We start from the raw sequence: 24834 nt of genomic DNA on the forward strand, positions 1-24834 counted from the left end.
TGACCGCCCCGCCTGAATCGGTCATGCCTGGACATCTGCGACCAGGAGCCGAGCAGCGCACGATCAGCCTTGGATAGCGAAGACTCAATGTCGTGGTTTGAATCATTCATCCTCGGGCTGGTCCAGGGGTTGACTGAGTTTCTTCCGATCTCCTCCAGCGCCCATCTGCGGCTCACGGCCGCGTTCGCCGGCTGGAACGACCCTGGGCCCGCCTTCACCGCGATCACCCAGATCGGCACGGAGCTCGCGGTACTCATCTACTTCCGCAAGGACATCGTCAACATCGTGTCGGCTTGGTTCCGCTCGCTCTTCAGCAAGGAGTGGCGCGGCAACCACGACGCCCAGATGGGCTGGCTGGTGATCGTCGGCTCACTGCCCATCGGTGTGCTCGGGCTCACCCTCCAGGACGCGATCGAGGGTCCGTTCCGCGATCTGCGGCTCATAGCCACGACCCTCGTGGTCATGGGCCTCGTCCTGGGCTTCGCGGACCGGCGCGCGGCCCGCGATGAGACGGGCGGCCGGCATCGCGTCGCCAACCAGCGCAAGACGCTCCAGGAGCTGAGCATCCGGGACGGGCTCATATTCGGGGTCTGCCAGGCGATGGCGCTGGTGCCGGGCGTCTCCCGGTCGGGCGCCACGATCAGCGGCGGACTGCTGATGGGCTACACCCGCGAGGCCGCGGCCCGCTACTCCTTCCTGCTCGCGGTGCCGGCGGTGCTGGCCTCGGGCGCCTTCGAGCTGAAGGACGCGTCCGAGGGTCATACCGAGTGGGGCCCGACGATCTTCGCGACGGTCATCGCCTTCATCGTCGGATATGCGGTGATCGCGTGGTTCATGAAATTCATCTCGAGCAAGAGCTTCATGCCGTTTGTGATCTACCGGATCCTGCTGGGCATCGCGCTCTTCGCGCTGGTCGGCTTCGGTGTGCTGAGCGCGCACGCGGCCGAGTCGGCAGGCTGACGCACGTCTCGGACATCCGCCGGACAGGCAGGGAGATGGGCCGCCGGCCGAGGAGGGAGGAGTCCGGCGGCCCCTTCGCTCAGGTCTGGCGCCCCCTGAGCGGCATGGGACGAGTCAAGCGCCATGCCGGGCGACAGGGAAGGGTGTGCGGTAGATATATGCAAGCACTCGCATCACACCGGGTGTGAATTCCTCACCCAGCGCACACCCCTGCCCTGAGCTGCGGCCTTACCGGGACGATGCCCCCGCCGGTCCGGTGACGATCTCCACCAGCTCACTCAACGAGTCGATCCGCCAGTCCGCCATCGCCGCGTCGGCCGTATCGCCCCACAGATACGCCCACGGCCCCCGGCGGAGATGCGCGGCCCGCAGCCCGGCGGCCTTCGCCGGCCGGATGTCGAAGGCCGGATAGTCACCCACGTACACCGTGCCCCCCGGCGCGGCGCCGCCGAGCTCCAGCACCCGCCGGAAGAACTCCGGATCCGGCTTGACGACGCCCCACTCGGACGACGTCGCCACGGCGTCGACCGGCAGCTCCATCCCCCGCAGCAGTTCACCCATCCGCAGCGACTGGTTCCCGGCCAGGACCACTCGCAGCCCGGACTCCCGCAGCGCGCCGAGCGCGGACCGCGCATCCGGGTACAGATCGGACTCGTCCAGCCACTCCCCCCGCCCCGCCGCCTCCCGCGCCCGCCGCTCGGCGTCGATGTCCACGCCCGGCCGCAGCAGCCGAATCGCGTCCCCGTCGTCCCGCCCCTGCGCGACGACGGCCCCCACCAGCGCGGACAGGGTGTGCCGGGGCACCCCGAGCCAGTCGGCCCAGGAGCCCCAGTAGCGGTCCTCACGGACGAGGGTCGAGCCGATGTCGAACACCACGCTCTCCATCGCCACGCCCCTCTCCTCCTCCCGTGGCCCACGGGCCTCAGACCTTCTCCGGCCCCCGGCCCTCCCAGTCCGCGTAACGGATCCGGGCGAGATCCAGCACCTCACCGACCGTGCCCCATTCGTTCTTCCCCAGCCGGGACAGCGGCCGCAGCCTGGTGACCTCGGCATGCCCGTCGACCATCACCTCGTCGTCGATCGCGGCATGCACCACCCGCCCGAAGACCACCGTCGAGTTCCCGAGCCCCATCGTGCTGTGCACCACACACTCCAGTGCCACCGGCGACCCCGCCACCCGAGGCGGCTTCACCCGCAAGCTCGCCTCCTGCTCCACCCCCACCGCCTCGAACTCGCTCACCCCGTGCGGAAAGTCCGTCGCCGTCGCGTTGACCTGCTCGAACAGCCCCTCGGGAGCGAGGTTCACCACGAACTCCCCGGTGTCCTCGACATTCCGCAGCGAGTCCTTACGCCCCACGGAGGTGAACTGCACAACCGGCGGAGCCACGGCCGCCACGGTGAAGAACGAATGCGGGGCGAGGTTCGCGGCACCGTCCTGGCCGACGGTGGACACCCAGGCGATCGGCCGAGGCACGATGACCGAGGTCAGCAGCTTGTAGAAGGGGGTGGGGCCCATGGTCTCGGGATCGAAGTCGATACGCATACGCCCCAGTATCCGCCGACGCGGCGGCGCACCCCGGCAACGGCCCACGGTCTCACCCAGCCCCTGAGTCCCATCGGAAGGTGCGTGGCGCGTCGTCAAGAGTTGGCGAACGCGAGTGTCGGCACCCCGGGCATGCCTCCAACTCTGAAGTGGGACGATCGATACTTCCGCGGCGGTGCGGTCAGGCCAAGGGCTTTCGTTCAACTAGTGAACCCAGCAAGGCACTTGACCGGCAAGGGCAGGGTCCAAGACAGTCATTCCGTGTGAGCGCTCTCTCGTCAACGTCGGGCGCTCGCTCTGCTCACTGTGCCCGAGTTCCCGTAGCCCGATCTCCCCTCACCCCCACGCCAGGAGCGGGCTACGGGGGCTCGCACATTCCGTCACTACGGTTCCTTCGAACGAAAGCAGCCCCCCACATGTTCATGATCACTTCCTCGCGCGGGACGGCGGACGCCGAACACCGCCGCCGCCACCGACGCGTTCTGGCCTTCCTGGCCGCCCTGTCGCTTTCGCTGACCGGACTGTTGGCCCTCACCGGGTCCTCCAACGCCGCCACCACGGGCGAGCCCTCGGCCGCGAGCGAGCCCTCGGCCGCGGCCGAGTGGACCACCGTCTTCCGGGACGACTTCGACGGCGCGGCGGGCACCGGCCTGAACAAGAACGACTGGCTGTACGACATCGGCACCGGCTACCCGGGCGGCGCCGCGAACTGGGGCACCGGCGAGATCGAGTCGGTCACGGACTCGACCGACAACGTCTACCACGACGGTGACGGCCACATGGTGATCAAGCCGATTCGCGACGCTTCCGGGAAGTGGACCTCCGGCCGCGTGGAGACCCAGCGCACCGACTTCGAGGCGCCGGCCGGTGGACAGTTGGAGATCAGCGCTTCCCTCAAGCAGCCCAACCCGGAGAAGGCCCTCGGAATCTGGCCCGCCTTCTGGGCCATGGGCGCCGACGCCCGCCCGGTCGGGGCCACCAACTGGCCGAGCATCGGCGAGCTGGACATCATGGAGGACGTCAACGGGCTGAGCAAGCACTCGAACACCTTCCACTGCGGCGCGTGGGCCGGCGAGTGCCACGACCCGGACGGGATCAGCAGCGACCTGCTGCCGTGCGACACCTGTCAGACCGAGTACCACACGTACTCCGTGATCGTGGACCGCACCGACACCTCCGCCGAACAACTGCGCTTCTACCGCGACGGCAAGGAAACCTTCACGGTGAAGCAGGACCAGGTGTCCGCCGAGACCTGGAAGAAGGCGGTCGACCACGGGTTCTTCGCCATCTTCAACGTCGCGGTCGGCGGCTCCTACCCGAACAAGGTCTGCGGCTGCACCTCACCGGCGGCGGACACCACCTCCGGTGCGGGGATGAGCGTGGATTGGTTCTCCGTCAAGGTGAGCCAGTAGCGCCGCGCACATTCATCCAGGCAGCGGAGCGCCCGGTCCCACCAGCGCGGTGGGACCGGCCCGGCCTGACCGCGACCGTCGCCGACGTACCGGGCCGCACGACGACGGCGCTGGCCTCGACACGTCCGCCGTGTTCGAAACGGAGGGTGAAGGGCACCAGGTCTCCGGCCCGCCAGCGGGCCGTGGCCGGGACGGTCACATCACTGGTGAACGGTGACATGTCGAGCGTGCCGCCTGCCGGAACCGGCAGGGACTCCACGGCCTGGGGGTAGGCCGATCCCCGCCCGGTCATCCGGTGACGGCTGAGCGAGATCCCCCCGGTGACCGCGGAGGACGTCACCTCGACCAACCGGTCCCGCGCACCACCGGTGTTGGTGATCCGGAAGAACGCGGCGGTCCGGGGCACTCCCGGGGCGGGAAGGAAGAGCCGTGCGTCGGTGACGTCGATACGCGGGGGCCTGCCCGCGTTGCCCGAGGCGGTCCACGCGGCGAGACCACCCAGCGCCAGGGCACAGGCGCAGACCGGAGCGACCGCGGCCGGCAGGGAGTCCGTGAGGCGACGGTGGCTGGGCGTCCAGGACGGGTTCATCATCGGGCGGGTCTCCACCTCGGTGTCGGGCCGCGGTCGCGGGCAGGCGGTCCCCACGCGGCGAACAGGAGCATCACAGTGGCGTCCGGGCGGCGGGCCGGACAGGGCGTCCGCCGGTCGGTGACGGCTGCCAGACACGCAGTCGCAGGCTGTTGCCGACCACGAGCAGCGAGCTGACCGACATCGCGGCCGCGGCCGGCATGGGGTTGAGCAGGCCGACCATGGCCGGCGGCACGGTCACGACGTTGTAGCCGAACGCCCAGAACAGGTTGGCCCGGATCGTGCCCAGCGCACTACGGGCGAGGCCGACCGCGTCCGCCAGGGTCTCGATCTCACCGCGTACCAGGGTCACGTCTGCCGCCCCGATCGCCACGTCCGTGCCCGTACCCATGGCGATGCCGAGGTCGGCGCCGGCCAGGGCGGCCGCGTCGTTGACACCGTCGCCGACGACGGCGACCCGATAGCCCCGCTCCCGCAGCCCGCGGACGAGGGCGGCCTTGTCCTCCGGGGTACAACGGGCGTGCACCTGCTCGATGCGGAGGTCGGCGGCGACGGCGCGGGCGGGCGCCTCCCGGTCGCCGGTGGCGAGCACCGGTCGCACCCCCAGGCGGCGGAGCCGGTCCACGGCCCGGTAGCTTCCCGGTCGCAGGACGTCCCCGATCTCGATCAGTGCCTCGGTCTCGCCGTCGACGCGGACCACGACCGCTGTGCGGGCGGCGGTCTCGCTGACCGACAACGCCTGGGCCAGGGTGGGAGGCAACACGTCGTCCGGGGCCAGGACCTCGATCAGCCGGCCCGCCACCCGGCCGCGGACGCCCCTCCCCGGCAGCGCTCGGAAGTCGGCCACGGCCGGAAGCGGCTCCCCGGGAACGGTTCGCCGGGCATGGGCGGTGATGGCACGCCCCAGCGGATGTTCCGATCCCTGTTCGACCGCGCCCGCCAGTCGGACCACTGACTCCTCGCCGAGTCCGCCCGGCACGGCCGTGACCCGGGCGACGCTCATGTGCCCGGAGGTGAGAGTGCCGGTCTTGTCGAGCACCACGGCGTCGAGGTGCCGCAGTCCCTCCAGCGCCCGCGCCCCGCTGACCAGGACACCGAGTTGGGCGCCCCGGCCGGTCGCCGCCATCAGCGCGGTGGGGGTCGCCAGGCCCAGGGCACAGGGGCACGCCACGACCAGCACGGCCACGGACGCGGTGATCGCGGCCTGCGGCTCGGCGCCGGCCCCGAGCCAGAATCCGAGCACGGTGACGGCCAGGGCGAGCACGACGGGGACGAAGACCCCCGCGACCTTGTCGGCGAGCCGCTGCGCCCGTGCCTTGCCCGCCTGGGCCTCGGTCACCAGCCGGGTGATACGGGACAGTTGAGTGTCGGCTCCCACCGCGGTGGCCCGTACGAGAATCAGCCCTCCGGCGTTGACGGCACCGCCGATCACCGGCGTGCCGGGGCCGACCTCCACCGGCTCGCTCTCCCCGGTCACCAAGGAGAGATCGACGGCCGAGCCGCCCTCCACGACCGTGCCGTCGGTGGCCAGGCGCTCCCCGGGCCGGACGGCGAAGACCTGACCGACCCGCAGTCGTCCGATCGGGATCAGGCGCTCGCCGTCGCCGTCGCGTACCGAGACCTCCTTGGCGGCCAGCCGGGCCAGTGAGCGCAGTGCCGCGCCGGTTCCGCGCCGGGCCCTTGCTTCCAGGTAGCGGCCCGCCAGGACGAACAGCGGTATGCCGACGGCGGCCTCCAGATAGATGTGGGCGACGCCGTCCGAGGCGGTGGGCACCAGGCTGAACGGCATCCGCATGCCGGGATCGCCGGCGCCGCCGAAGAACAGCGCGTAGGAGGACCAGGCGAAGGAGGCCGCGACTCCCAGCGACACCAGGGTGTCCATGGTCGCCGCCGAGTGCCGCAGTCCGCGCGCCGCCCGCAGGTGGAAGGGCCAGGCTCCCCAGACGACGACGGGCGCGGCGAGTACGAAGCACAGCCACTGCCAGTTGCGGAACTGCAGACCGGGAACCATCGACAGGACCAGCACCGGCACCGCGAGCAGGGTCGTGATCGCCAGCCGGTCGCGCTCCTGCCGGACGGCCTCCGCTTCGTCCCCGTCCTCGCGCCGTCGCTTCCCTGTCGGCTCGGGGAGCGCGGCGGAATAGCCGGCCCGCTCGACGGCCGCGATCAGCTCGTCCGGGCCGATCCCGGGCGGGTGGTTCACCCGGGCCCGGCCGGTGGCGAGGTTCACATGCGCCGTGACCCCGTCCAGCACGGCCAGCTTCTTCTCGACGCGCCGCACACAGGCCGCGCAGGTCATTCCGCCGACGGAGAGGTCGGTCACGACCGTCGGGGAAGCCGATTCGGCGGCCATCAGCGCCCGCTTCCGTGGTCCGTGCCCATGCCGTCCATGTCCATGCCGCCACCGTCGTGGCCGCCTCCTGGGCCGTCCTGTGTGGTGCCGGTGCCGTGCATGCCGGGGGCGACGGGCCCGACGCCCGTGCCGACGGCGTAGGAAGCGGCGAACACCACCACGAGCAGCAGGAGGAAGCCGCACAGCGCCGGCGGGGGCAATGCTCCGGACAGCGACGCGGCCGCCCGGCGGCGGGCAGGCTGGTGGTTCTGCTCCATGTGACGAAACTCCGATCGCTTCGTACGGCCTCAGCCAATCCAGCCGTACCGGTAGAGGAGTCGGGACGACCGGCACCCCAGTTCCGATGCCTTGCCATGACGCGTGTCACAGCAGGCGGCTCGGCCGTCGCCTTCAGGGTGGCCCCCAGCCGACGTGTCCGGCGAGCGCGTGACGGGCTCAGCTCGGCGCGAGGGTGGCGCTCGGCGATCAGGTCGCCCCAGGCGCGACCGCGCTGGGCGAACCGGAGGGCGAGTTCCCTGACGTGTCCGGCGATACCGTTGCGTTTTCCCGGTGGTCGAAGGCGATCAGCGGGTCCCCGGTCAGCGGGTGCTCGATCACGGCCGCGCGCACGCCGAACACTTCGGCCAGCAAGGGTGGTCGCAGCACGTCACGGGGCGCGCCGGAGGCGACCACCCGGCCGTCGTGCAGGACGTGGAGCCGGTCGCACACGGAGGCGGCGGCATTGAGGTCATGCAGCGAGACCAGCGTCGTACGACGGCGGCCGCGCAGCAGGGCGAGCAGTTCGACCTGGTGGTGGATGTCGAGGTGGTTCGTCGGCTCGTCCAGGACCAGGACGTCCGTCGCTTGGGCGAACGCGCGGGCCAGCAGCACGCGTTGGCGTTCGCCGCCGGACAGCTCGGTGAAGCGGCGGCCGGTGTGGTCCGCCATGCCGACGTCGGCGAGGGCGCGGGCGACGATGTCCCGGTCGGCGGCGTCCTCCCCGGCGAACGCCCGCTTGTAGGGGGTGCGGCCCATGGCGACGACCTCACGCACGGTCAGCTCGAAGTCCGCACCGCGCTCCTGCGGAAGGGCGGCGATGTGCCGGGCCGACCGGGCGGGGCTCAGCTCGCGGATGTCGGTGCCCTGGAGCAGAACGCGCCCGGCGGCGGGCTTCAGGTGCCGGTACACGGTCCGCAGGAGAGTGGACTTACCGCTGCCGTTGGGCCCGACCAGGCCGGTGATCTCGCCCGCGGCCGCGATGAGGTGGGCGCCGGCCACGACCGTGCGTCCGGCGTACGCGACACGCAGGTCCTCGATGTCGATCCTCAACCGGCGCTCCCCCGGTCCGTCCTCGGCTCCCGCTTCCCCGGGCAAGACCGCCCCTCCCACTCTCCGTTCGGTCCTCAACTCCCGCTCCCCGAGCGCCGGTCCAGCAGATACAGCAGCGCCGGAGCGCCGATCAGCGAGGTGACGACCCCGACCGGCAGTTCCCGCGTGTCCATGGCCGTGCGGCACACGAGGTCGACCACCACCAGCAGCAGCGCGCCGAAGAGCGCCGACACGGGCAGCAGGCGACGGTGGTCACCGCCGACGACCAGGCGGCAGACGTGGGGGACCATGAGCGCGACGAAGGCGATGGCCCCGGAAACCGCGACGAGGACACCGGTGAGCAGGCTGGTGACCGCGAACAACTCACGGCGCAGCCGTACGACGTCGATGCCGAGCCCGGCCGCCGTCTCATCACCCATCAGCAGCGCGTTGAGCCCGCGGGCCCGGGCCTGGAGCAGCAGCAGGACCGCCGGAACCGCCACCGCCGGGGCGGCCAGCAGGGGCCAGCTCGCGCCGCTCAGGCTGCCCATGAGCCAGAACAGCACACTGTGTGTCTGCTGCTCGTCCCCGGCCTGGAGGACGAGGTAGCTGGTGAAGCCGGACAGGAACTGCCCGATGGCCACACCGGCGAGCACCAGTCTGAGTGGCGCGAATCCCCCGCCGCGCCGGGCCACCGCCCAGACGAGAGCGAAGGTGGCCAGGGCTCCCGCGAATGCGGCGCCGGACAGGCCGAGGCCCAGGGCGCCCCCGGTGCCGAGGCCGAGGACGATGGCGGCGACGGCTCCCAGGGAGGCGCCGTTGGAGACGCCCAGGAAGTACGGGTCGGCCAGCGGGTTGCGGACGAGGGCCTGCGTCGCCGTACCGACCAGACCGAGCCCGGCACCCACCAGCGCGGCCAACAGGGCGCGAGGGAGGCGCAGTTGCCAGACGATCAGGTCGTTCGTGCCGGGCCTGGGGGCATCGCCGGCCAGTCTGCGCCAGACCACGCTCCACACCTCACCCGGCGGGATCGACGTGGAGCCCCGGGCGACCGCCGCTGTGAGGGCCGCGAGCAGCGCGACCGCGAGGAGCAGCGCCAGCGGCCCGGCGGGCACGGAACGCCGCGTGCGCGCGGGGGCGTCGGTGCCCTCCCTGCTCACCGTGACATCGAGCACGGTCAGCCGACCTTGCCCGGGTAGAGGGTCTTGGCGATCTCCTCGACGGTGTCGGCGTTCTCGACGCCCGCGATGGTGGTCTGCTCGGAGCCGATGCGCAGGAAGTGGCCTTCCTTGACTGCCTTCAGGCCCTTGGTGGCGGAGTTCGACTCAAGCCACTTCCGCGCCTCGTCGAACGCCTTCTCGTTCGCCGCCTCGCTGCCCCGGTTACGGACGCCCAGCTGGATCCAGTCCGGATTCCTGGAAATGACGTCCTCCCAGCCGACCTGCTTATAGCCGCCGTCGCAGTCGGCGAAGACGTTGCGGGCACCGGCGAGAGTGATCACCGCGTTGGCGACCTGCCTCTTACAGACGGCGGTGGGCTGCTTGGTACCGGCGTCGTAGTCGAAGAAGAAGTACGTCGGCCGCTCATCCTCCGCCGTCGTACCGACCGCCTTCTGGACGGCGCCCACCTTCTCCTTCATGCCGTCGACGAGTTCCTTCGCCTTCGCGCTCGTACCGGTGACCGCGCCGAGGGAGGTGATGTCGGCTTCCACCGCGGACAGCTCGGTCAGCGCGCGCTTGTTCCGCGCCGCACAGGCGGTGGACTTGAGGTAGATGTGCTTGATCCCCGCCGCCTTGTACTCCTCCTCCGTCGGAGCGTCGCCCATGCCGCCGCCCATGTTCATCGAGGCGAAGGTGTCGATGTACAGATCCGCGCCGGAGCCGAGGAGCTTCTCCTTCGGGATCACGGCTTGGGCGAGCACCTTCACCTTTCGCGCCCGCGCGTCGAGTGCACCGGGCAGCGTGCCCTTGCCGGGCGGGAAGCCGGTGCCGAGCACCTTGTCACCGGCGCCCAGGCGGAGCAGCAGTTCCAGGCTGGAGGCGTTACTGGTGACGATCTTCTCGGGGGCTTTCGAGAACGTGGTCTCGGCTCCCGCGCAGTCGGTGACGGTGACCGGGTAGTCGCCGGTGGCGGGCTTCCCGGCGCCGACGCCCGCCTTGTCGCCGTCCCCACTGCCGCCTCCGTCGCCGCAGCCCGCCACCAGGAGGCCGCCCAGCACGACAGCCGTCGTACCCCACCACACACGAGAACGCATCGAAAGTCTCCTGGATCCACTTGGCACACGGGGGGAGCGTCGCCCCGGTTCAGTAGTCGTGGCGGATATGGCATCGGTTCCCGCCCGTTGGGAGGCACGCGGCCGCGGTCCCGCGGTGGCGTCGGCGCGTTCTCGTCCGTGACCGCCCTTCACAGGAGCAGTACGAATGTCACCGCCATCCCCAGGGCCATCGCGCCGTGGCAGCCGAGATCGAACGCGTCACGCTCGGCCGGCGCCGAAGGGTGTCGCGGACCGGTGGCGACGGCGCGCTGGGCGGCGTCGAAGCCCCGCGCCAGCCACCACAGGGCGAGCACGAGGAGCACCCCGGCCAGCAGCCCGGCGGCCAGTCTCGGGCCGGTTCCGGTGAGGGTCATGGTCACGGTGCCGGAGCCACCGGACATGTCCATCCCCGGCATGTCCGCCATGTCGTGGGAGCCGCCGTGTCCCGGCATCGAGGCGGAGGAGACCATCGCGGCGGCCATCCAGGCCATCGCGCCCATCATCGCCATATGCGGGAGGGCATCCGACAACGCACGCGTGCGGGAGAGAGGAGCGGGGCGGGCCAGGGCCACCACGGCGAACCACACCCCGCCCAGCGTGAACAGGATGATCTGCGGCCGGGCGGGAACGTCCATGCCCCAGGGCCAGACCATCGCCACCATGGCGAGGGCCATCACCGCGTGCAGCAGATGTGCCACTCTCCCGGAGGCCCCCGGCCGGCCGGCCGCCCGTCCGGGGGCGGCGGTTCGCCACAGCGCGGTGAGGGCGGGCACGGCGAACAGCGCGGTCAGGACCCAGCGCAGCCCCGTCGCGGCGATCACCGGGCCACCGCCCCACGACGGCGCCGGACGGCACCGACGGCCGAGCCGCCGGAGGCCGCCGTATCGTTCTCCAAGGCGTCCGGCGGGGTCCCCCCTTCCTCGGGCGCGGTCGGGGCGGTCTGCCTATCGGGCATCGCTGAACCTTCTCTCGCATAGCGCGGGGACATGGGTGACAACGTTCATCTCAACCACCGACCGGCTGAGCCCGCTTCTCGCGCCACTCGGCAAGGCGACCGAGCGCGATGTCGATGGCCAGGAAGGCGGCCAGCGGAATACCCAGGAGCGGCAGGTAGTAGCCGAGCACCCCGATGACGACAACCAGCACGGCCAGGCCGTACGGCGGCGCCTGCCGCCAGGCACCGCGCGGGATGGGGCGCCCGAAGGCGCCGGCGCGGCCGCGCTGCCACCACATCCGGTAGCCCCATACGATCAGGAAGATCAGGGCGAGGGCCAGCGCGGCCAGTGCGATCTGGTTGGGGAGCCCGAACAGGCTCCCCATATGGGCATCGATGCCCCAGCGGGAGAGCTTGGCCAGCAGGGGATAGTCGGCGAACCGCACCACGTCGGTGACCTGGCCGGTCGCCGGGTCGACGGCGGCCGCGTCCTGCTTCTCGGGCCAACCGCGCTGAATCTGGCTGACGGTGTACGCGGCGCCGGGCCCGGTGGGCGGGACGATCTCCACCGGGTTGTCCAGGCCCTTGGCACGGGCCGCCTCGAGGACGGCGTCGATGCCGACGTCGGCGGACGCGCCGCCGTGACCACCCGACCCGCCCATGTCCATGCCCGCCATGGAGCCGTGCCCGGCGTGTTCCCCGCCGACGGCGGAGCTGACGGCCGGAGTGGCCTGGCCGAGAGCGGCACGGAGGTCGGTGACGTTCGCACCCGCGTAGGTGGACCAGGTCAGACCGGTCGCGGAGAGGAAGAACAGCCCCAACGCCGCCCAGACCCCGACCGAGCCGTGGAAGGACATCGCCCTCCTGCGGCCGGTGGCGGCCCGGTCGGGCAGTGCGATCGCGCGCGCCTTCCGCTTCGCCGCGCCCCTACGGCGGCGGGCGATCCACAGCACCAGCCCGCCACCTGTGATCACCCAGAGCCAACTGGCGGCGAGTTCGCTGTAGAGGCGGCCGGTGTCGCCCAGGTGCAGGTTGCGGTGCAGGTCGTCGATCCAGGTACGCAGCGGCAGCGCGCCGCTGGTGCCGTATTGCTCCAGCGCGCCGCGCACCTTTCCGGTGTACGGGTCGACGAAGACGGCCAGCTTGTGCTCGGAGTCAACGCCCTTGACTCCCGAGAGCAGTACGCGCGTCGTCGCGCCCGCCTCCGGCGAGGGACGTACCGCGCTGATATCGCCTTCGGGGTGGGCCTCGCGGGCGGTGGCGATCTGCTGCGAGAGGGGCAGTTCGCCCCTGCCGACCGGGACACGCAGCTCATGGTCATAGACGATCTTCTCGGCTTGGACGGAGCCCGCGTAGAGAAGTCCGGTCACGGCGGCGACGAGCAGGAAGGGCGCGACGAGGACGCCCGCGTAGAAATGCAGTCGCAGTACCAGCGGACGCAGAGCCGACCAGCCCGGGCGAGGGCCGCCGGGGGCGAGGGGGGCTCCGGCCTTCGGCGTGTCCGACGATCGTGTTCCATCATCGGGACCGGCGGCGACGGGTTCGACGGACATAGGAACTCTCCTGGGTCGGGGGCCGTACCGGTCGGCCGGAGCCGTACCGGACCAGTAGTCGGGCCTTCGGAGGAGGAAGTTCCGGAGACATGAAGTGACGTGCGCCACAGAGCGTGGGCACTCTGACGGGACCGTGCCGGACGCCGTCGCGTATCGCACCCGGCCGTCCGGCGCTGGTGCCTCACTGAGACGATGAGCGGCGTCATGGATGCGGGGCAGATGCTCAGAACGGTGCGCGCCGGGGTGTTCGCGGTGGTCTGCGTGCTGCTCGCGGCACTGGGGCATGTGGTGATGTCGGGTGTCGCGGTGCCCTTGCCGACTCTGCTGTGCGCCTTGGCGGTGACGGTCGCCGGCGCGTGGTTTTTCGCGGGCCGTGAGCGCGGCCCGGTCGCGGTGGGGCTGCTCACCGTGGGCACACAGGCGGTATTGCACACCGCGTTCTCGTTCGGCCAGGCCCTGGACGGCGGCAGCGGGCCCCGGCCCTCAGTGTCCCAGCGATGGGCTGACGCCCTGCTGTGCGGACCGAAGCGTGCGTCGCTCTCCGAAAGCGAGGTCGCGCGGATGGTCCGGGAGGCCGGGCTGAGCGGGCCGCTCCACCGCGACGCCGCCGCCGCCATGGCGGAGCACGGGCACCTCGGCGGCCGGATGACGGTCGACCATATGGCCGCGATGCCGCCCTCGATGGCGCACGACGGTCTGCACGGATCGATGACCGGCATGGTCGCCGCGCACCTTCTGGTGGCCGTCCTGAGTGCGTGGTGGCTGTGGGGCGGCGAGCGAGCGGCCTTCCGGCTGGCGCGCGCCGCGGCCATCCGGCTGTTCGCACCGCTGATCGTCGTCTTCGGTGTGGTGATTCCCGAGGCGCTGCCCTCCACGGGTGCGGTACGGGAGAAACCGCGTCGCGCGGTGCAGGACCTGCTGCTCGCCCACACCATCTCTCTGCGGGGTCCTCCGCCTGGGCCCGCTGTCCGCTGACAGCTGGTCCATTTCCCGCCAGGGCGCGCCCGGGTGCGACATCGTGTCGGCCGGATCGCCGCGCTCTGGTCACTCATTGTGCCGGTGCCGTGCGACACGGCGACCGGATCACGCGAAGGACTCCCGATGATGATTCCTGTCCGGATGCCGAGGCCATCCGTTCCCGATCCCGTTCTCCTCACCGAGGGGCGTTCGCGGCCGCGGCGACGCCCCGGCGCGCCCGAGCGCCGTAGTGAAGCGGCGGCCGGCCCGGTCGACCGCCGTGTCGCCGGGGCCACACCGGCCCGGTTGTCAGAACGTCTGCCGTGGCTGCCTCGGCGCTTCTCCGCCTTGGGTGGGAGTGGTGTCCGCCGCCCGCAGTCGCGCGATGTGTTCGGTGAGCTGTCGTGCCCGCGCCTTCCACAGTCGGCAGGCGGCACACGCCTCGAGGTGGGCTGCGAGCTGCGCCGCGGTGACGCCCGGGGGCAGTCCCTCTCCGTCGAGGCGGGCGGAGACGGCCGTTCGGATCCGCGAGCACAGCATGCCGCCATCCTGCCCGACGTGAGCGGTGGCCGGCGCGGGGAGGGGCGGCATGCGTGACGACGCCGCTGTGACGTCATGGGCGCTCGCGGCTCGTGACGGTGACCCGGCCGCCGTGGAGGAGTTCGTCCGCGCCACCCGCAGGGACGTCCGCCGCTATGTGGCGCACCTGAGCGGTGATCCGCAAGCGGTGGACGATCTGGTGCAGGACGCCTATCTGCGCGCTCTACGAAGCCTCCCCCGATTCGAGGGACGGTCGTCGGCCCGTACCTGGCTGCTCGTGATCGCGCGCAGGGTGGTGGCCGATCGGATCCGATGGCTGACGACCCGCCCCAGGATCTCCGGAACCGATGACTGGCAGGCAGCCGCGGAGCGGAACCAGCCGTGCGATGTGCCGGGCTTCGAGGAGAGCGTCGTTCTCGGCGAACTCCTCGCGGCGCTGCCCAGGCCCCGGCGGGAGGCGTTCGTGCTCACCCAGTTGCTGGGGCTGACCTACTCGGAGGCCGCCACCGTGGCGCAGTGCCCGGTCGGCACGATCCGCTCCCGCGTGGCCAGGGCCCGGGAAACCCTGATCACGCAACTCACCTCCGAGGAGGCACAACCGGTCGACCCGGAACCGGCGGCGGCAGACCGGACCGACGCCCCCCGTTCACCTGCGATGGTCACAGTGGTGGCCTGACGCCCCGTCCGGCAACGGACTCCCCGGGTGCGGTGGCGGGCGGCGCGACGCCGCTCGCCCTCCGCCGCACCCGGCCCCTCCGCCCGGCCATGAGGCCGGGGCGCGCCCCCGGCCGAGGTCGGCTGACGGGCCCGGACGGTTCCCGGCCGGGACGGTTTTTCTCCTTGTGTGACAGAGCGCTCGCATGGTGAGCGCCCGGCCGCCCCGGTCCGTAAGGGTGAGCGGACCCCAGTCGTTTCCGGAAGAGCCAGAGCACAGGGGAGTGCCGAAGATGCCGTTGCCCGATACCGCCTCGCCACCGCGATCGGCGCCCGTCGGAGCGGAGCCACGCGGCGCCCGGCTCCGGCGCGCGCTGCCGCCTCCCGCCCTGACCGGGTTTCTCGTTCTCCTGGTGGTGTTGATGGCCACCGCCTACGCCGTGGGGAGGGCCGCCGGTCCGGTGGCCCCCGGCATTCACCGGAACGTGCCGGACGGCGGGGCCGGGGGCATGGATACGCACGGTACGGGGCCGCTGGGCCACAGCGCCTGGAAGGAGGCGCGATGAGCGAGCGGCCGGGCACCGAGGCCGATCGGACCACCCCGTCCGGCGGGTCCGCGCACACCACCGACCTGCTGATCGGCGGGATGACGTGTGCGGCGTGCGTGAACCGGGTGGAGAAGAAGCTGGCCCGGGTCGAAGGCGTGTCCGCCACCGTGAATCTGGCCACCGGTACGGCGCGGGTCTCCCACCCGGCCACCGTAGACGTGGACGAGCTGATCGCGACCGTCGAGCGGGCCGGTTACACCGCGGAGCTCCCGGCGCCTCCGCCCGGAACCACGGACGACGGCCCGTCCTCTTCCGCCGGGGACGAACCCACGAGGCGGGATCACGACCAGGGCGGGGACCTCGAACGACTGATCTTCACCGCGGTGCTCGCGGTGCCCGTGATCATGATCTCGATGGTTCCCTCCTGGCAGTTCGACCGATGGCAGCAGGTGTGCTTCACCCTCGCCACACCGGTCGCGACCTGGGGCGCATGGCCCTTCCACCAGCGGGCCCTGCGCGGCCTGCGGCACGCCGCGGCCACCATGGACACCCTGGTGTCCCTCGGCGTCCTCGCCTCCTTCACGTGGTCCGCCTACGCTCTGTTCCTGGGCGGCGCGGGCCGGACCGGCATGCGCATGCCGTTCAGCCTGCTGCCCTCGGCCGACGACGGAGTCCCCCATATCTATCTGGAGGCGGCGGTCGCCGTACCGCTGTTCGTCCTCCTCGGGCGCCACCTGGAGGCGCGAGCCCGGCATCACAGCGGCTCGGCATTACGGGCGCTGGCCGAACTAGCCGCTACCGAGGTGGAGTTGAGAGAGCGGGGCGGCAATCGCCGCGTCCCGGTGGCCGAACTCACCACGGGGCAGGAGTTCGTGGTCCGCCCCGGCGAGAAGGTGGCCACGGACGGTGTGGTCGTCGAGGGCGGCTCGGCGCTGGACCTCTCCCTGGTCACCGGCGAGAGCGTGCCGGTCGAGGTGACCCCCGGCACCGCCGTGGTCGGCGGTGCCGTCAACTCCGGCGGGCTACTCGTCGTGCGCGCCACAGCGGTCGGAGCCGACACCCAACTCGCCCGCATCACCCGGCTGGTGACCGAGGCGCAGGCGGGCAAGGCCCGGATCCAGCGGCTCGCCGACGCGGTGGCGGGAGTCTTCGTGCCAGTGATCGTGGCGATCGCCGGCACCGTGCTGAGCTTCTGGCTGGGCGCCGGTGCCTCGGGAGAGGCCGCCGTCACGGCGGCGGTGGCCGTGCTCGTCGTCGCGTGCCCCTGCGCGCTGGGGCTGGCCACGCCGACCGCGTTCCTGGTGGCCAGCGGACGGGGGGCGCAGCTCGGCGTCCTCGTCCGCGGCCCGGAGGCGCTGGAGCGGCTGCGCCGCGTGGACACCGTGGTCTTCGACAAGACCGGCACCCTCACCACCGGTCGTATGTCCCTGGCCTACGTGGCGGTGGCGGACGGCGGGCCGGGGCCAAAGGAGGTGCTCCGGCTCGCCGCGGCCGTGGAACAGGGCTCCGAACACCCCATCGGCCGGGCGGTGGTCGCGGCGGCCCGTCGCGAGGAGGATGGTGACACGCGGCTGCCGGAGGTGACGGACTTCCGGGCTGTCGCGGGTGAGGGCGTGTCCGGCCGAGTGGCGGGCCACCGGATGCGGGTACGCCGCCCCTGGTCGTCGGAGCCTCTGCCGGACGCGCTGCGCCGGGCGCGCGAGGCCGCCGAACACGCCGCGCACACCGTCGTGATCGTGGAGATCGACGATCGTCCCACCGGATTGCTCGCCGTCGGTGACACCCTGCGGCCCACCAGCCGCGAGGCCGTCCGCGAAGTGCGCGCGCTGGGCATCGAGCCGGTACTGGTGACCGGCGACGGAGCCGCTCCCGCCCATGCGATGGCGAGGCAGGCGGGCATCGATACGGTCCATGCCTGGGTGGCCCCGGAGGAGAAGGAGCGGATCGTCACCGCGCTGCGTGCCGAGGGCCGGTGCGTCGCGGTGATCGGCGACGGGGTCAACGACGCCGCCGCGCTGGCCTCCGCCGACCTGGGCATGGCCATGGGCGGCGGCACCGACGCCGCGATCGGCGCGGCCGACATCACCCTCGTACGGGACGACATGCTGGCCGTCGTCGACGCCATCCGGCTCACCCGGCGCACGCTGAGCACCATCCGCGCCAACCTCATCTGGGCCTTCGGCTACAACGTGGTCACCGTTCCGCTGGCCGCGACCGGCTGGCTCAACCCCATGGTCGCGGCCGCGGCCATGTCCGCGAGCTCCGTCCTGGTCGTCGCCAACAGCCTGCGGCTGCGGTCCCGCACCCCCGGCAGGCCGCAGACCGGCACACCGCCCGCTCCTCTCTCCGCACACAGCCCCGCGGCCGCCGGGCACGGCCACCCGGGAAGGAAGTCCGATGTCCTCAGCAACTGATGACCGCACCGCACCACGACGGCGCCTGAGGGAGGCCATGGCGCGGGGAGCGCGGGCGACGCTGATACCGGTGGGCGGCTGCGCACTGGCACTGGCCCTGCTCACGGGCTACACCGCTACCGGGGCGGCGGGAGAGCCCGCGCCGAAGATCAGGATCAGCGGCGGCCGTATCGTCCAGTCCAACGGGCAGACGGCCGCCGCGTACTTCGAGATCCGCAATGTCGGGGACAGGGATGACACTTTGGTCTTCGCCGACTCCCCGGAGCTGGGAGTCTCCATGCTGCGCGAGCGCGACAGGAAGCGGCCGGGTACCGTCCGACGAGCGAAAGCGGTGACCATACCCGCGCACAGCACACTGCGGATGTCACGGGGAGGCGTCCATGTCGCCCTCCTCGACCCCCCGCCGCTGAAGCCGGGCCAGAGGATCTCTTTCAACCTGTGGTTCACCGCCCGCGGCCGGGTGGGGGCCGAGGCGGTGCGATCGCATCTCACCGAACGCTGAGACCGCAGCCGGGCGGCTGAGGGCGCCGCGGGCGGTCAGTAGCGGGCCATGTCCACTCCCCGCTCGGTGAGTGCGGTGTGCATGGGACCGGGCCGCCCGTCGTGCGCCTCCCACGTCATACGGAAGGGCAGTGCGGCCTTCGTCAGAGACGGCAGGTCGAGCAGCGGGCTCACGTCCTCAAGAGCCCTGCACTCCAACAGGTTGACCTCGGTGAGGCCGGGCAGGCCGGACAGCGCGCCGATGTCCTCCAGTTCGGGCATCCACAGCCGCAGGACGCGGAGGTTCTTGTGACCGGCCAGGCGGGAGAGGTCCCGCCAGTCCACGCCCGACACATCGAGCTCAGCGACCGGCCCGGCCGGTATGTCCGCCACGCGCGGGCAGTCGATGAGTGTCAGTTTCCGGAGGTCGGGGCAGTCCTCCAGGGCACGCAGCGAGCCCAGGTGCGGCAACTGGGAGAAGGTCACGTCGTCCACCGGGGCACCGGCCAGGCCGCCGGGGTCCACGAGCACCGCGCAGTCCTCGACGCTGAGTTCGCGCAGCGCCGGCAGGTCACCGAGGCCGTCGAGGCCGGTCAGCGAGGGGCAGTCCTGGATCTCCACCTTGCTCAGGACGGGCAGCTCACCGAGGCGGCCGGGGCCGCGCAGGGTGCGGCAGTGGGAGACGGACAGCCCGGTCAGCTGGTCCTGGCGTTCGAGGCCCTCCAGGGTGACCAGGTTGTCGCAGCGCCTGATGCTCATGAACTCCAGGCCGGAGACCCCCGCGAACGGCGAGAGATCGCGGAGCTGCAGGATGCCCCGCAGGAGGAGCACGGGCAGTGACGGCATCTGAGTGAGCGCGGAGAAGTCCCCGAGATCGGGGCAGTCCTCCAGACTCACCGTCCCCAGGTTGCGGAGGGTTTCGAGTCCGCGCAGGCCGGTGAGGTGCTTGGCCCCGGTGACGAACAGCTTCCGCAGCCCGGTCAGCGCGGACACCGCGCTCAGGTCGGTCAGTTCGGGACAGCCGTCGATGACCAGCCACTCCAGGCCGGGGTGGGAGCCGAGTCCGTGGAGGCTCTTCAGACGGGGGCAGTCGTCCAGGGTCAGTTCGGTCAGGGCGGGCAGCGCGTCGATGCCGGTCAGGTCCCGCAGGTGGCCGCAACTGCGCAGGTCCAGGTGGGTCACGGCGGGGACGTCCCGCAGCCCGGCCAGGTCGCGGATCCCGGTCCAGCCGAGGTCGAGGCGGGTGAGCCGGGTCAGCCCGGACAGGTGCGAGGCGTCCTTGAAGGAGCGGCAGCCGCGCAGCGTCAGGGTCTCCAGCGCGGGGAACGCCGTACCGAAGCCGTCGGCCGACCGCACCTTGGTCATGCTCAGGTCCAGCTCCCGCAGCCGCCCGAGCGTCAGCAGCGGCGCGATGTCCGACACCGCCCGGCAGCGGTGCAGGTTGAGCCGGGTCAGTTCGGTGAGACGGCCGATCGGGGCCAGGTCCTCGACGCCCGCGCAGCCGTTGAGGTCGAGGTCGGTGAGGCCGGCGAGTTCGCCGACCTCGGTGAGGTCCGTGATCTCCTTGCAGCGGTCGACGTGCAGGGCGCGGAGCGTGGTGAGATGGCGCAGCCCGGTCAGCGAGGTCATCCGGCGCAGGCGCAGCGAGGTGCGGTTCTCGCGCGCGAAGGCGGGGCCGAGCAGGGCGGCGCAGAAGCCGTCCGGGTCGGCCGCCTTGGGCCACAGCCGTAGCAACGTCTCCGAGGAGAACTCGGCCGCGCGCTCGAACCGGGCGGCCAGGGCGAGCGCCGCACCGTCGTCCCGGATCAGGACGAGCTCCCCGATGGCCCTGCGCATCGTGACCGGCTTGCCCGACGCCAGCAGCTCGCGCAGTTCGGCCGACCGGGAGGCATCCGCACCGTTGTCACCATTGTCCGAGGTCATGGCATGCCACTGTAGAGACCGGGTCCGACAGCGGTACCGCGATGTGGGCAGCCCAGACGCACCAACCGCCCGGCCCGCAGCCGTGGTTCGACCCGGGAGAAGCGACTCCTACCCCATGAGGTCCTCCGAGACGATCTTAACGGCCGGAGACAGGCTCTCGGAGCCGAGGATCGCTACTCCCGTCGGCACTCGAACCTCACGCAACCGCACATCTGCCAGCGATGTCACGTCAACGCTCACCGGAGAGGTTTCCAGCGTCAGCACCCCAAGATTAGGGAATATGGAAAGCCATTCCCAAGTCCACCCGACATCCACAGCCACCCATAAATGGGTCAGCCTACCAGGCGACATTGCATCCATGAGATCTTCTTGGGAAATATCCCCGATAACCTTGATCCGAGCCCTGCCTCCATATCTCTGCAATTCTCGCAGTTCTCGCTTGTTCGAAACCGGAAAGTACAGATTCGACTCGTCAAGATATGCCACCACTTCTTCCCCGAAGTGAGCGGTGTCAAATCTCCCCCACACTCGGACTAGCTCGGCTCGCACACGCAGATCCTTGTGGCCTCTGTAACGCGCCAGAACAGGAATCGCCGCATCGGTTGCAATACGCGCGGCCGCTAGAACCGTAAAGTAGTCTTCGTTCGACGCCTTTTGGTCCTCGGTTGTGTCCTCGGTGGATGTATTCTTATTTTGCAGATTTTGCGGACCAGGCAGCAATTCCAGAGCAACTGGGCCCACGTCTGCCAATGCTCGCGCCTGCTCTGCCGAGCGGGGAGGAATCAAAGCGGCAGCACGCTTTTGCACCGCATCTCTGACAGATGGCTCCAACTCGGTAGCATGTTCCAGACAGGCGGCCGCTAGCAGATGCAATCGATGACGACCGTCCATCGATGAGTCGCCTCGCTCCAACAGACCATTGAGAAGTCGAACTCGCTCGGCCGGTCGGGCATGGGCAACGGCCATCCTGATCACGTCCTCCCACTGGTCGAGATGAGCATTGGAGATGAGGAAATCGAAGTCAAGGCCCTCGACGGCGGCCTTCGCCCCCAAGTAGTCCTGGAAGGTGCGGTGAATAAAATCCATTGACCCGATGCTTGGTTCACGCAACAGGCCGCTCCGAACCAACAAGTGCCGATAAATTTCCTCTGGCGACCCCTGCTCGGCAACCTGCGGAATTGCCGGAAGAGATTGCGCCAGCAAGTCCACGGCATCATCTCGGCCCATCTCCACTCGACCATTTCTAATCATCCAGTAAGCAAGCTTCTGAATGAGCTGAATATGATGAGCTTCACCGATGCGGATCATCCCGGGTTTGTAGATGGCGCGCTCACGGTCACGGCGCGAGAGAAGCATGGAAAGCGCCGCATCGTAGAGTTCCTTTCGACCATCAGGGAGGTAGCCGCGCCGATCCTGGTGCAGAGCACAAATAAGTGCGCACATAAGAGGGTTGGCTGCGAGCCGGCCAAGGGCCTGCTTGGCTTGCACCTCTCCGATCAGTTCCGGGGCATACTGATCGCCGATACCGGCCGCCTTATGCCATCGCTTGATGAAGGATGCCACGTTGTCTCGGCTCATCGGAGCCATATCCAGTTCGATGAACCCCTCGTCGGCCAGCCACTCCTCCCGAACCGCAGAAGGCCGCGACGTAATGAGCCAACGGTTCTTGGGGTAGACAGCGAGAAGATCTTGCAACCATCGCCGTGCCCCCTCTCGCTCATTCTCTGGAACCTCATCCATGCCGTCGATGAGGATCAAGCCACGACCCGAGGTCAAAACTCGATCAAACCATCCCGTTGGCTGAAGCTTTGCCAGGGGGCAGCCCACTGCCGCAAGGAACTGGTCCGGGGTAGGGAATGACGCTCCGTCTCGGGTAAGCGCCCGCAGCGGAAGCACGAATGGCACAAGTCCCCATACGTAGAGCAGGTGCTCGTCAGGCTCCTCTTGGGTCGCGGTGACCGCGAGCCACTGCACAAGAGTCGTTTTCCCGGATCCGGCAACACCCCTGAGGAGTACTCGGTTACGTCCCTCCAATACATGATCGGCAGGAAGCAGCAAAGGAACATCGCTGGCACCCCTGGATGCAGCGTCCAAGCTCAGATAGGCAGCATCCAAAGGCCAGACAGCAGACATGCCGGGAAGATCAAGCCCGAAAATGGTCAACTTGCCGTACTTCGACATGATGTATGCCGCATAACGATCTTCGAAGGGGCTGTCCGCCGGCGAGGGAGCCCGGAAGAGTAATGCGTCGACCTTCGCTCGCAGGTCATCGAGCCGACGGCTCTGTTCAACCAGCGTTCTCGGCACGAATTCAGACCGCTGCGTGAAGAAGTGCAGTACATGGAGGCAAGCAGTGTCCATGACACCTGCATGCAGAGTGATCGCGTCGCTTGACAACCCAAGAGTCGCAGTCGGGCTTTGGGATCTGAGACGTTGCGACAACGCTAAATGTCCAAGGCTTACCGCTTGCACATCGTCCATGTCCAGATCACCAATGGCACGCAAGGAGTCAGCTACCGCGTGAGCCACCGCGCGCAGTTCATAGGACGGGATCCGCCCCTCGACTCCGGTGGACTGAGCGGCGCGCCGCACCAACTCGTCAGCGATCTTCTGTAACTCGCGGTCGGACAGGGTGCGCTTCTCACCTTTGAACGACACCAGTCCTGAGACACGCACGGGCTTGTCGACCAGCCCCGCCCCAGCACTCTCCGAGACGAACAATCTCCTGACCAGCGGGAATACGACACTCGAAGCTAATCGAGCACCAATAGCTGCAGGTTCCACCCATGCCCCCAGGTATACGAGAGAACCAGCGTAGAGCACGGCACGACCCACCGGCTCCAGTTGGCACCGATTCCGTCATCTACACGATCACTCGCAAAGACTGCAATTTGCCGCACAGATTTCACACAAATGAGTGAACTTACCCGTGGCGGGGCGGACGCGGGTCCTCCAGGCGGGAGAGCCAGGTCGTGAGCAATGCTTCGAGCGTCTCGGCCTCCGCGGGCGTCAGGAGATTCAGCAGGTGGCGTTCGTTGCGCATGTGGTCGGTGAACGCCTGGTCGATCAGTTCGCGTCCGGGTCCGGTGAGGGCGACGATCCTGCCACGCTGGTCGTCGTCCGAGCGGCGGCGGGTGACGAGTCCGGCTCGCTCGAGGCGGTCGATCCTCTTGGTCATCGCGCCGGTGGTGACCATGGTGTGCGCGGCGAGCTCGCCAGGAGCGCGTTCATAGGGTTCGCCGGCGCGGCGCAGTGCGCACAGGACGTCGAATTCCCCCTCGCTGAGGTCGTAGCGGCCGTATACGCGGCAGAGTTCTTCGGTGAGCCGACCGGCCAGGCGGTGCAGTCGGCCGATCACTCCCTGCGGAGAGGTGTCGACGTCGGGCCGTTCGCGGCGCCAGTCGGCCTGGATGCGGGCCACGCGGTCCAGCGGTTGCCGATGTTCCATGGAAGACAAATATAGCTTCCCGGGAAGCTATATTTGTCTTCCATGGAAGCTAATATGCGTTGGGTGGCGCTGACCGCGGTCGCGCCGGTGGCGTGGGGAGCCAACTACTTCGTCACGCACGAGTTTCTCCCCGCCGCGAGCCCGCTGTACGGGGCCGCTCTGCGGGCGCTGCCCGCGGGGCTCGTCCTGCTGGCGTTGTGCGGGTGGCGTCGGCCGCACGGTGCGTGGTGGTGGCGGTCCGCGGTGCTGGGATCGCTCAACGTGAGTGTGTTCTTCGTCCTCGTCTACGTCGCCTCCCAACTGCTGCCGACGAGCGTCGCATCGACCGTCATGGCGGTGTCCCCGCTGACGATGACGCTCATCGCCTGGCCCCTGGTGTCCGAGCGGCCCCGCACCGCGCACCTGTCCGGTGCGGTGGTCGGGCTCGCCGGGGTGTGCCTCATGCTGCTCACCGGAGTGGAAGGGGTGAGCGTGCCGGGAGTTCTCGCTTCGGCCGCCGCCATGCTGGTGTCGTCCTTCGGTCACATCCTGACCAAGCGGTGGAGCGCCGATACTGATGTGCTCGCCTCGACCGCCTGGCAGCTGACCGCCGGAGGGCTGTTCCTGCTTCCGGCCGCCGCGGTGGTGGAGGGCCCTCCGCCCGCGCTCTCCACACCGGCGCTCGTCGCCTTCGGCTACGTCTCCCTGGCCGCCACCGCGCTGGCCTTCACCGCATGGTTCACCGGGCTGCGGCACCTGCCCGCGGGGACCGTGGGTCTGATCGGGCTGCTCAACCCCGTCACGGGCGTGCTGCTCGGCACGACGGTCGCCACGGAGGTGCTGACCGTTCAGCAACTGTGCGGACTGGTCCTGGTCCTGGCCGGAGTCGTCCTCGGCCGGCCCACCCGCGCGGGCCGACGTGGCACCGGCCGGACGCCCGCTCAACCTGGCTCTCACCGGCACCCCGCGCGGGATTCCTCACCCTCCCAACCCCGGTGAGGACACT

General features: G+C 70.1%; 22 protein-coding genes and 1 pseudogene. 8 read left to right on the plus strand and 15 right to left on the minus strand.

Annotated features, from left to right (window positions below):
- The first annotated feature begins 87 nt into the window (after positions 1 to 87).
- Positions 88 to 960 (plus strand): undecaprenyl-diphosphate phosphatase, encoded by an 873-nt coding sequence (locus ACZ6TD_RS08385; protein ID WP_471352068.1) that lies wholly within the window; start codon positions 88 to 90, stop codon positions 958 to 960.
- A 228-nt stretch (positions 961 to 1188) separates the two neighbouring features.
- Here ACZ6TD_RS08385 and ACZ6TD_RS08390 read toward each other — a convergent pair whose 3' ends face one another.
- Complete coding sequence (locus ACZ6TD_RS08390) at positions 1189 to 1845, minus strand: HAD family hydrolase (protein WP_471357563.1); 657 nt, start codon at positions 1843 to 1845, stop codon at positions 1189 to 1191.
- 37 nt (positions 1846 to 1882) lie between these two features.
- Positions 1883 to 2503 carry a flavin reductase family protein gene (locus ACZ6TD_RS08395; RefSeq protein WP_471352071.1) on the minus strand — a complete coding sequence of 207 codons (621 nt, stop codon included), beginning with the start codon at positions 2501 to 2503 and terminating at the stop codon, positions 1883 to 1885.
- A gap of 416 nt (positions 2504 to 2919) precedes the next feature.
- Between ACZ6TD_RS08395 and ACZ6TD_RS08400 the strand changes: the two genes are divergently transcribed.
- Positions 2920 to 3915 (plus strand): glycoside hydrolase family 16 protein, encoded by a 996-nt coding sequence (locus tag ACZ6TD_RS08400; RefSeq protein ID WP_471352072.1) that lies wholly within the window; start codon positions 2920 to 2922, stop codon positions 3913 to 3915.
- 85 nt (positions 3916 to 4000) lie between these two features.
- Here the strand turns inward: ACZ6TD_RS08400 and ACZ6TD_RS08405 are convergent.
- The 9 genes and pseudogenes from ACZ6TD_RS08405 to ACZ6TD_RS08445 form a co-directional block, all read right to left on the minus strand.
- Positions 4001 to 4507, minus strand: a pseudogene (locus ACZ6TD_RS08405) (copper chaperone PCu(A)C); the annotation flags it as partial.
- A 70-nt stretch (positions 4508 to 4577) separates the two neighbouring features.
- Entirely contained in the window at positions 4578 to 6857 is a 2280-nt protein-coding gene (locus tag ACZ6TD_RS08410) for a heavy metal translocating P-type ATPase (RefSeq protein WP_471352075.1), read from the minus strand.
- A complete protein-coding gene (locus ACZ6TD_RS08415; protein WP_471352077.1) occupies positions 6857 to 7114 on the minus strand; it encodes a hypothetical protein in 258 nt (85 codons plus the stop codon). Before ACZ6TD_RS08415 ends, ACZ6TD_RS08410 begins: the two co-directional genes overlap by 1 nt.
- Positions 7115 to 7322: 208 nt before the next feature.
- On the minus strand, positions 7323 to 8165 hold the full coding sequence (locus ACZ6TD_RS08420; protein ID WP_471352080.1) for an ABC transporter ATP-binding protein: 843 nt from the start codon (positions 8163 to 8165) through the stop codon (positions 7323 to 7325).
- Positions 8166 to 8239: 74 nt separating this feature from the next.
- The gene (locus tag ACZ6TD_RS08425) at positions 8240 to 9319 is read right to left on the minus strand and encodes a FecCD family ABC transporter permease (RefSeq protein ID WP_471352083.1); all 1080 of its coding nucleotides are present in this window, start codon (positions 9317 to 9319) and stop codon (positions 8240 to 8242) included.
- A 2-nt stretch (positions 9320 to 9321) separates the two neighbouring features.
- Positions 9322 to 10398, minus strand: a complete 1077-nt coding sequence (locus ACZ6TD_RS08430; RefSeq protein ID WP_471352086.1) for an ABC transporter substrate-binding protein — start codon at positions 10396 to 10398, stop codon at positions 9322 to 9324.
- A gap of 149 nt (positions 10399 to 10547) precedes the next feature.
- Positions 10548 to 11219, minus strand: a complete 672-nt coding sequence (locus tag ACZ6TD_RS08435) for a DUF5134 domain-containing protein (RefSeq protein WP_471352088.1) — start codon at positions 11217 to 11219, stop codon at positions 10548 to 10550.
- Entirely contained in the window at positions 11216 to 11353 is a 138-nt protein-coding gene (locus tag ACZ6TD_RS08440; RefSeq protein WP_471352091.1) for a hypothetical protein, read from the minus strand. Before ACZ6TD_RS08440 ends, ACZ6TD_RS08435 begins: the two co-directional genes overlap by 4 nt.
- A gap of 50 nt (positions 11354 to 11403) precedes the next feature.
- On the minus strand, positions 11404 to 12885 hold the full coding sequence (locus ACZ6TD_RS08445; RefSeq protein ID WP_471352093.1) for a PepSY-associated TM helix domain-containing protein: 1482 nt from the start codon (positions 12883 to 12885) through the stop codon (positions 11404 to 11406).
- 219 nt (positions 12886 to 13104) lie between these two features.
- On the opposite strand from ACZ6TD_RS08445, the gene ACZ6TD_RS08450 reads away from it, so the two are divergent.
- Positions 13105 to 13860 carry a PE-PGRS family protein gene (locus ACZ6TD_RS08450; RefSeq protein WP_471352096.1) on the plus strand — a complete coding sequence of 252 codons (756 nt, stop codon included), beginning with the start codon at positions 13105 to 13107 and terminating at the stop codon, positions 13858 to 13860.
- A 291-nt stretch (positions 13861 to 14151) separates the two neighbouring features.
- On the opposite strand, the gene ACZ6TD_RS08455 is transcribed toward ACZ6TD_RS08450, so the two are convergent.
- Positions 14152 to 14382, minus strand: a complete 231-nt coding sequence (locus ACZ6TD_RS08455; protein WP_471352098.1) for a zf-HC2 domain-containing protein — start codon at positions 14380 to 14382, stop codon at positions 14152 to 14154.
- Positions 14383 to 14431: 49 nt separating this feature from the next.
- Here ACZ6TD_RS08455 and ACZ6TD_RS08460 point away from each other — a divergent pair, with 49 nt between their 5' ends.
- The 4 genes from ACZ6TD_RS08460 to ACZ6TD_RS08475 all read left to right on the plus strand — a co-directional run bounded on the left by ACZ6TD_RS08460 (position 14432) and on the right by ACZ6TD_RS08475 (position 18500).
- Positions 14432 to 15058 carry a sigma-70 family RNA polymerase sigma factor gene (locus ACZ6TD_RS08460; protein ID WP_471352100.1) on the plus strand — a complete coding sequence of 209 codons (627 nt, stop codon included), beginning with the start codon at positions 14432 to 14434 and terminating at the stop codon, positions 15056 to 15058.
- Positions 15059 to 15329: 271 nt separating this feature from the next.
- A complete protein-coding gene (locus ACZ6TD_RS08465; protein WP_471352103.1) occupies positions 15330 to 15602 on the plus strand; it encodes a hypothetical protein in 273 nt (90 codons plus the stop codon).
- Positions 15599 to 17998, plus strand: a complete 2400-nt coding sequence (locus ACZ6TD_RS08470; RefSeq protein WP_471352105.1) for a heavy metal translocating P-type ATPase — start codon at positions 15599 to 15601, stop codon at positions 17996 to 17998. The genes ACZ6TD_RS08465 and ACZ6TD_RS08470 overlap by 4 nt, the downstream gene beginning before the upstream one ends.
- Positions 17982 to 18500, plus strand: a complete 519-nt coding sequence (locus tag ACZ6TD_RS08475) for a copper chaperone PCu(A)C (RefSeq protein WP_471352108.1) — start codon at positions 17982 to 17984, stop codon at positions 18498 to 18500. Before ACZ6TD_RS08470 ends, ACZ6TD_RS08475 begins: the two co-directional genes overlap by 17 nt.
- Positions 18501 to 18535: 35 nt before the next feature.
- Here the strand turns inward: ACZ6TD_RS08475 and ACZ6TD_RS08480 are convergent, their stop codons facing one another.
- From ACZ6TD_RS08480 to ACZ6TD_RS08490, 3 genes are all read right to left on the minus strand, one after another.
- The gene (locus tag ACZ6TD_RS08480; protein WP_471352111.1) at positions 18536 to 20401 is read right to left on the minus strand and encodes a leucine-rich repeat domain-containing protein; all 1866 of its coding nucleotides are present in this window, start codon (positions 20399 to 20401) and stop codon (positions 18536 to 18538) included.
- Positions 20402 to 20509: 108 nt separating this feature from the next.
- Positions 20510 to 23185: an NACHT domain-containing protein gene (locus tag ACZ6TD_RS08485; RefSeq protein WP_471352115.1), complete on the minus strand. Its 2676-nt coding sequence runs from the start codon at positions 23183 to 23185 to the stop codon at positions 20510 to 20512.
- Between the two features lie 139 nt (positions 23186 to 23324).
- Positions 23325 to 23849, minus strand: a complete 525-nt coding sequence (locus ACZ6TD_RS08490) for a MarR family winged helix-turn-helix transcriptional regulator (protein WP_471352117.1) — start codon at positions 23847 to 23849, stop codon at positions 23325 to 23327.
- A gap of 54 nt (positions 23850 to 23903) precedes the next feature.
- Here ACZ6TD_RS08490 and ACZ6TD_RS08495 point away from each other — a divergent pair, with 54 nt between their 5' ends.
- A complete protein-coding gene (locus ACZ6TD_RS08495) occupies positions 23904 to 24827 on the plus strand; it encodes an EamA family transporter (protein ID WP_471352121.1) in 924 nt (307 codons plus the stop codon).
- The last annotated feature ends 7 nt before the right edge of the window (positions 24828 to 24834 follow it).

The organism is Streptomyces yongxingensis (assembly GCF_055597465.1).

Excerpts from the sequence above, each read along its gene's own strand:
- ACZ6TD_RS08410 (WP_471352075.1), bottom strand. The coding sequence starts at position 6,857 with ATGGCCGCCGAATCGGCTTCCCCGACGGTCGTGACCGACCTCTCCGTC.
- ACZ6TD_RS08465 (WP_471352103.1), top strand. The coding sequence starts at position 15,330 with ATGCCGTTGCCCGATACCGCCTCGCCACCGCGATCGGCGCCCGTCGGA.
- ACZ6TD_RS08480 (WP_471352111.1), bottom strand. The coding sequence starts at position 20,401 with ATGACCTCGGACAATGGTGACAACGGTGCGGATGCCTCCCGGTCGGCC.
- ACZ6TD_RS08445 (WP_471352093.1), bottom strand. The coding sequence starts at position 12,885 with ATGTCCGTCGAACCCGTCGCCGCCGGTCCCGATGATGGAACACGATCG.
- ACZ6TD_RS08440 (WP_471352091.1), bottom strand. The coding sequence starts at position 11,353 with ATGCCCGATAGGCAGACCGCCCCGACCGCGCCCGAGGAAGGGGGGACC.
- ACZ6TD_RS08450 (WP_471352096.1), top strand. The coding sequence starts at position 13,105 with ATGCTCAGAACGGTGCGCGCCGGGGTGTTCGCGGTGGTCTGCGTGCTG.
- ACZ6TD_RS08470 (WP_471352105.1), top strand. The coding sequence starts at position 15,599 with ATGAGCGAGCGGCCGGGCACCGAGGCCGATCGGACCACCCCGTCCGGC.
- ACZ6TD_RS08395 (WP_471352071.1), bottom strand. The coding sequence starts at position 2,503 with ATGCGTATCGACTTCGATCCCGAGACCATGGGCCCCACCCCCTTCTAC.
- ACZ6TD_RS08490 (WP_471352117.1), bottom strand. The coding sequence starts at position 23,849 with ATGGAACATCGGCAACCGCTGGACCGCGTGGCCCGCATCCAGGCCGAC.
- ACZ6TD_RS08385 (WP_471352068.1), top strand. The coding sequence starts at position 88 with ATGTCGTGGTTTGAATCATTCATCCTCGGGCTGGTCCAGGGGTTGACT.
- ACZ6TD_RS08455 (WP_471352098.1), bottom strand. The coding sequence starts at position 14,382 with ATGCTGTGCTCGCGGATCCGAACGGCCGTCTCCGCCCGCCTCGACGGA.
- ACZ6TD_RS08400 (WP_471352072.1), top strand. The coding sequence starts at position 2,920 with ATGTTCATGATCACTTCCTCGCGCGGGACGGCGGACGCCGAACACCGC.
- ACZ6TD_RS08475 (WP_471352108.1), top strand. The coding sequence starts at position 17,982 with ATGTCCTCAGCAACTGATGACCGCACCGCACCACGACGGCGCCTGAGG.
- ACZ6TD_RS08390 (WP_471357563.1), bottom strand. The coding sequence starts at position 1,845 with ATGGAGAGCGTGGTGTTCGACATCGGCTCGACCCTCGTCCGTGAGGAC.
- ACZ6TD_RS08495 (WP_471352121.1), top strand. The coding sequence starts at position 23,904 with ATGCGTTGGGTGGCGCTGACCGCGGTCGCGCCGGTGGCGTGGGGAGCC.
- ACZ6TD_RS08415 (WP_471352077.1), bottom strand. The coding sequence starts at position 7,114 with ATGGAGCAGAACCACCAGCCTGCCCGCCGCCGGGCGGCCGCGTCGCTG.
- ACZ6TD_RS08460 (WP_471352100.1), top strand. The coding sequence starts at position 14,432 with ATGCGTGACGACGCCGCTGTGACGTCATGGGCGCTCGCGGCTCGTGAC.
- ACZ6TD_RS08430 (WP_471352086.1), bottom strand. The coding sequence starts at position 10,398 with ATGCGTTCTCGTGTGTGGTGGGGTACGACGGCTGTCGTGCTGGGCGGC.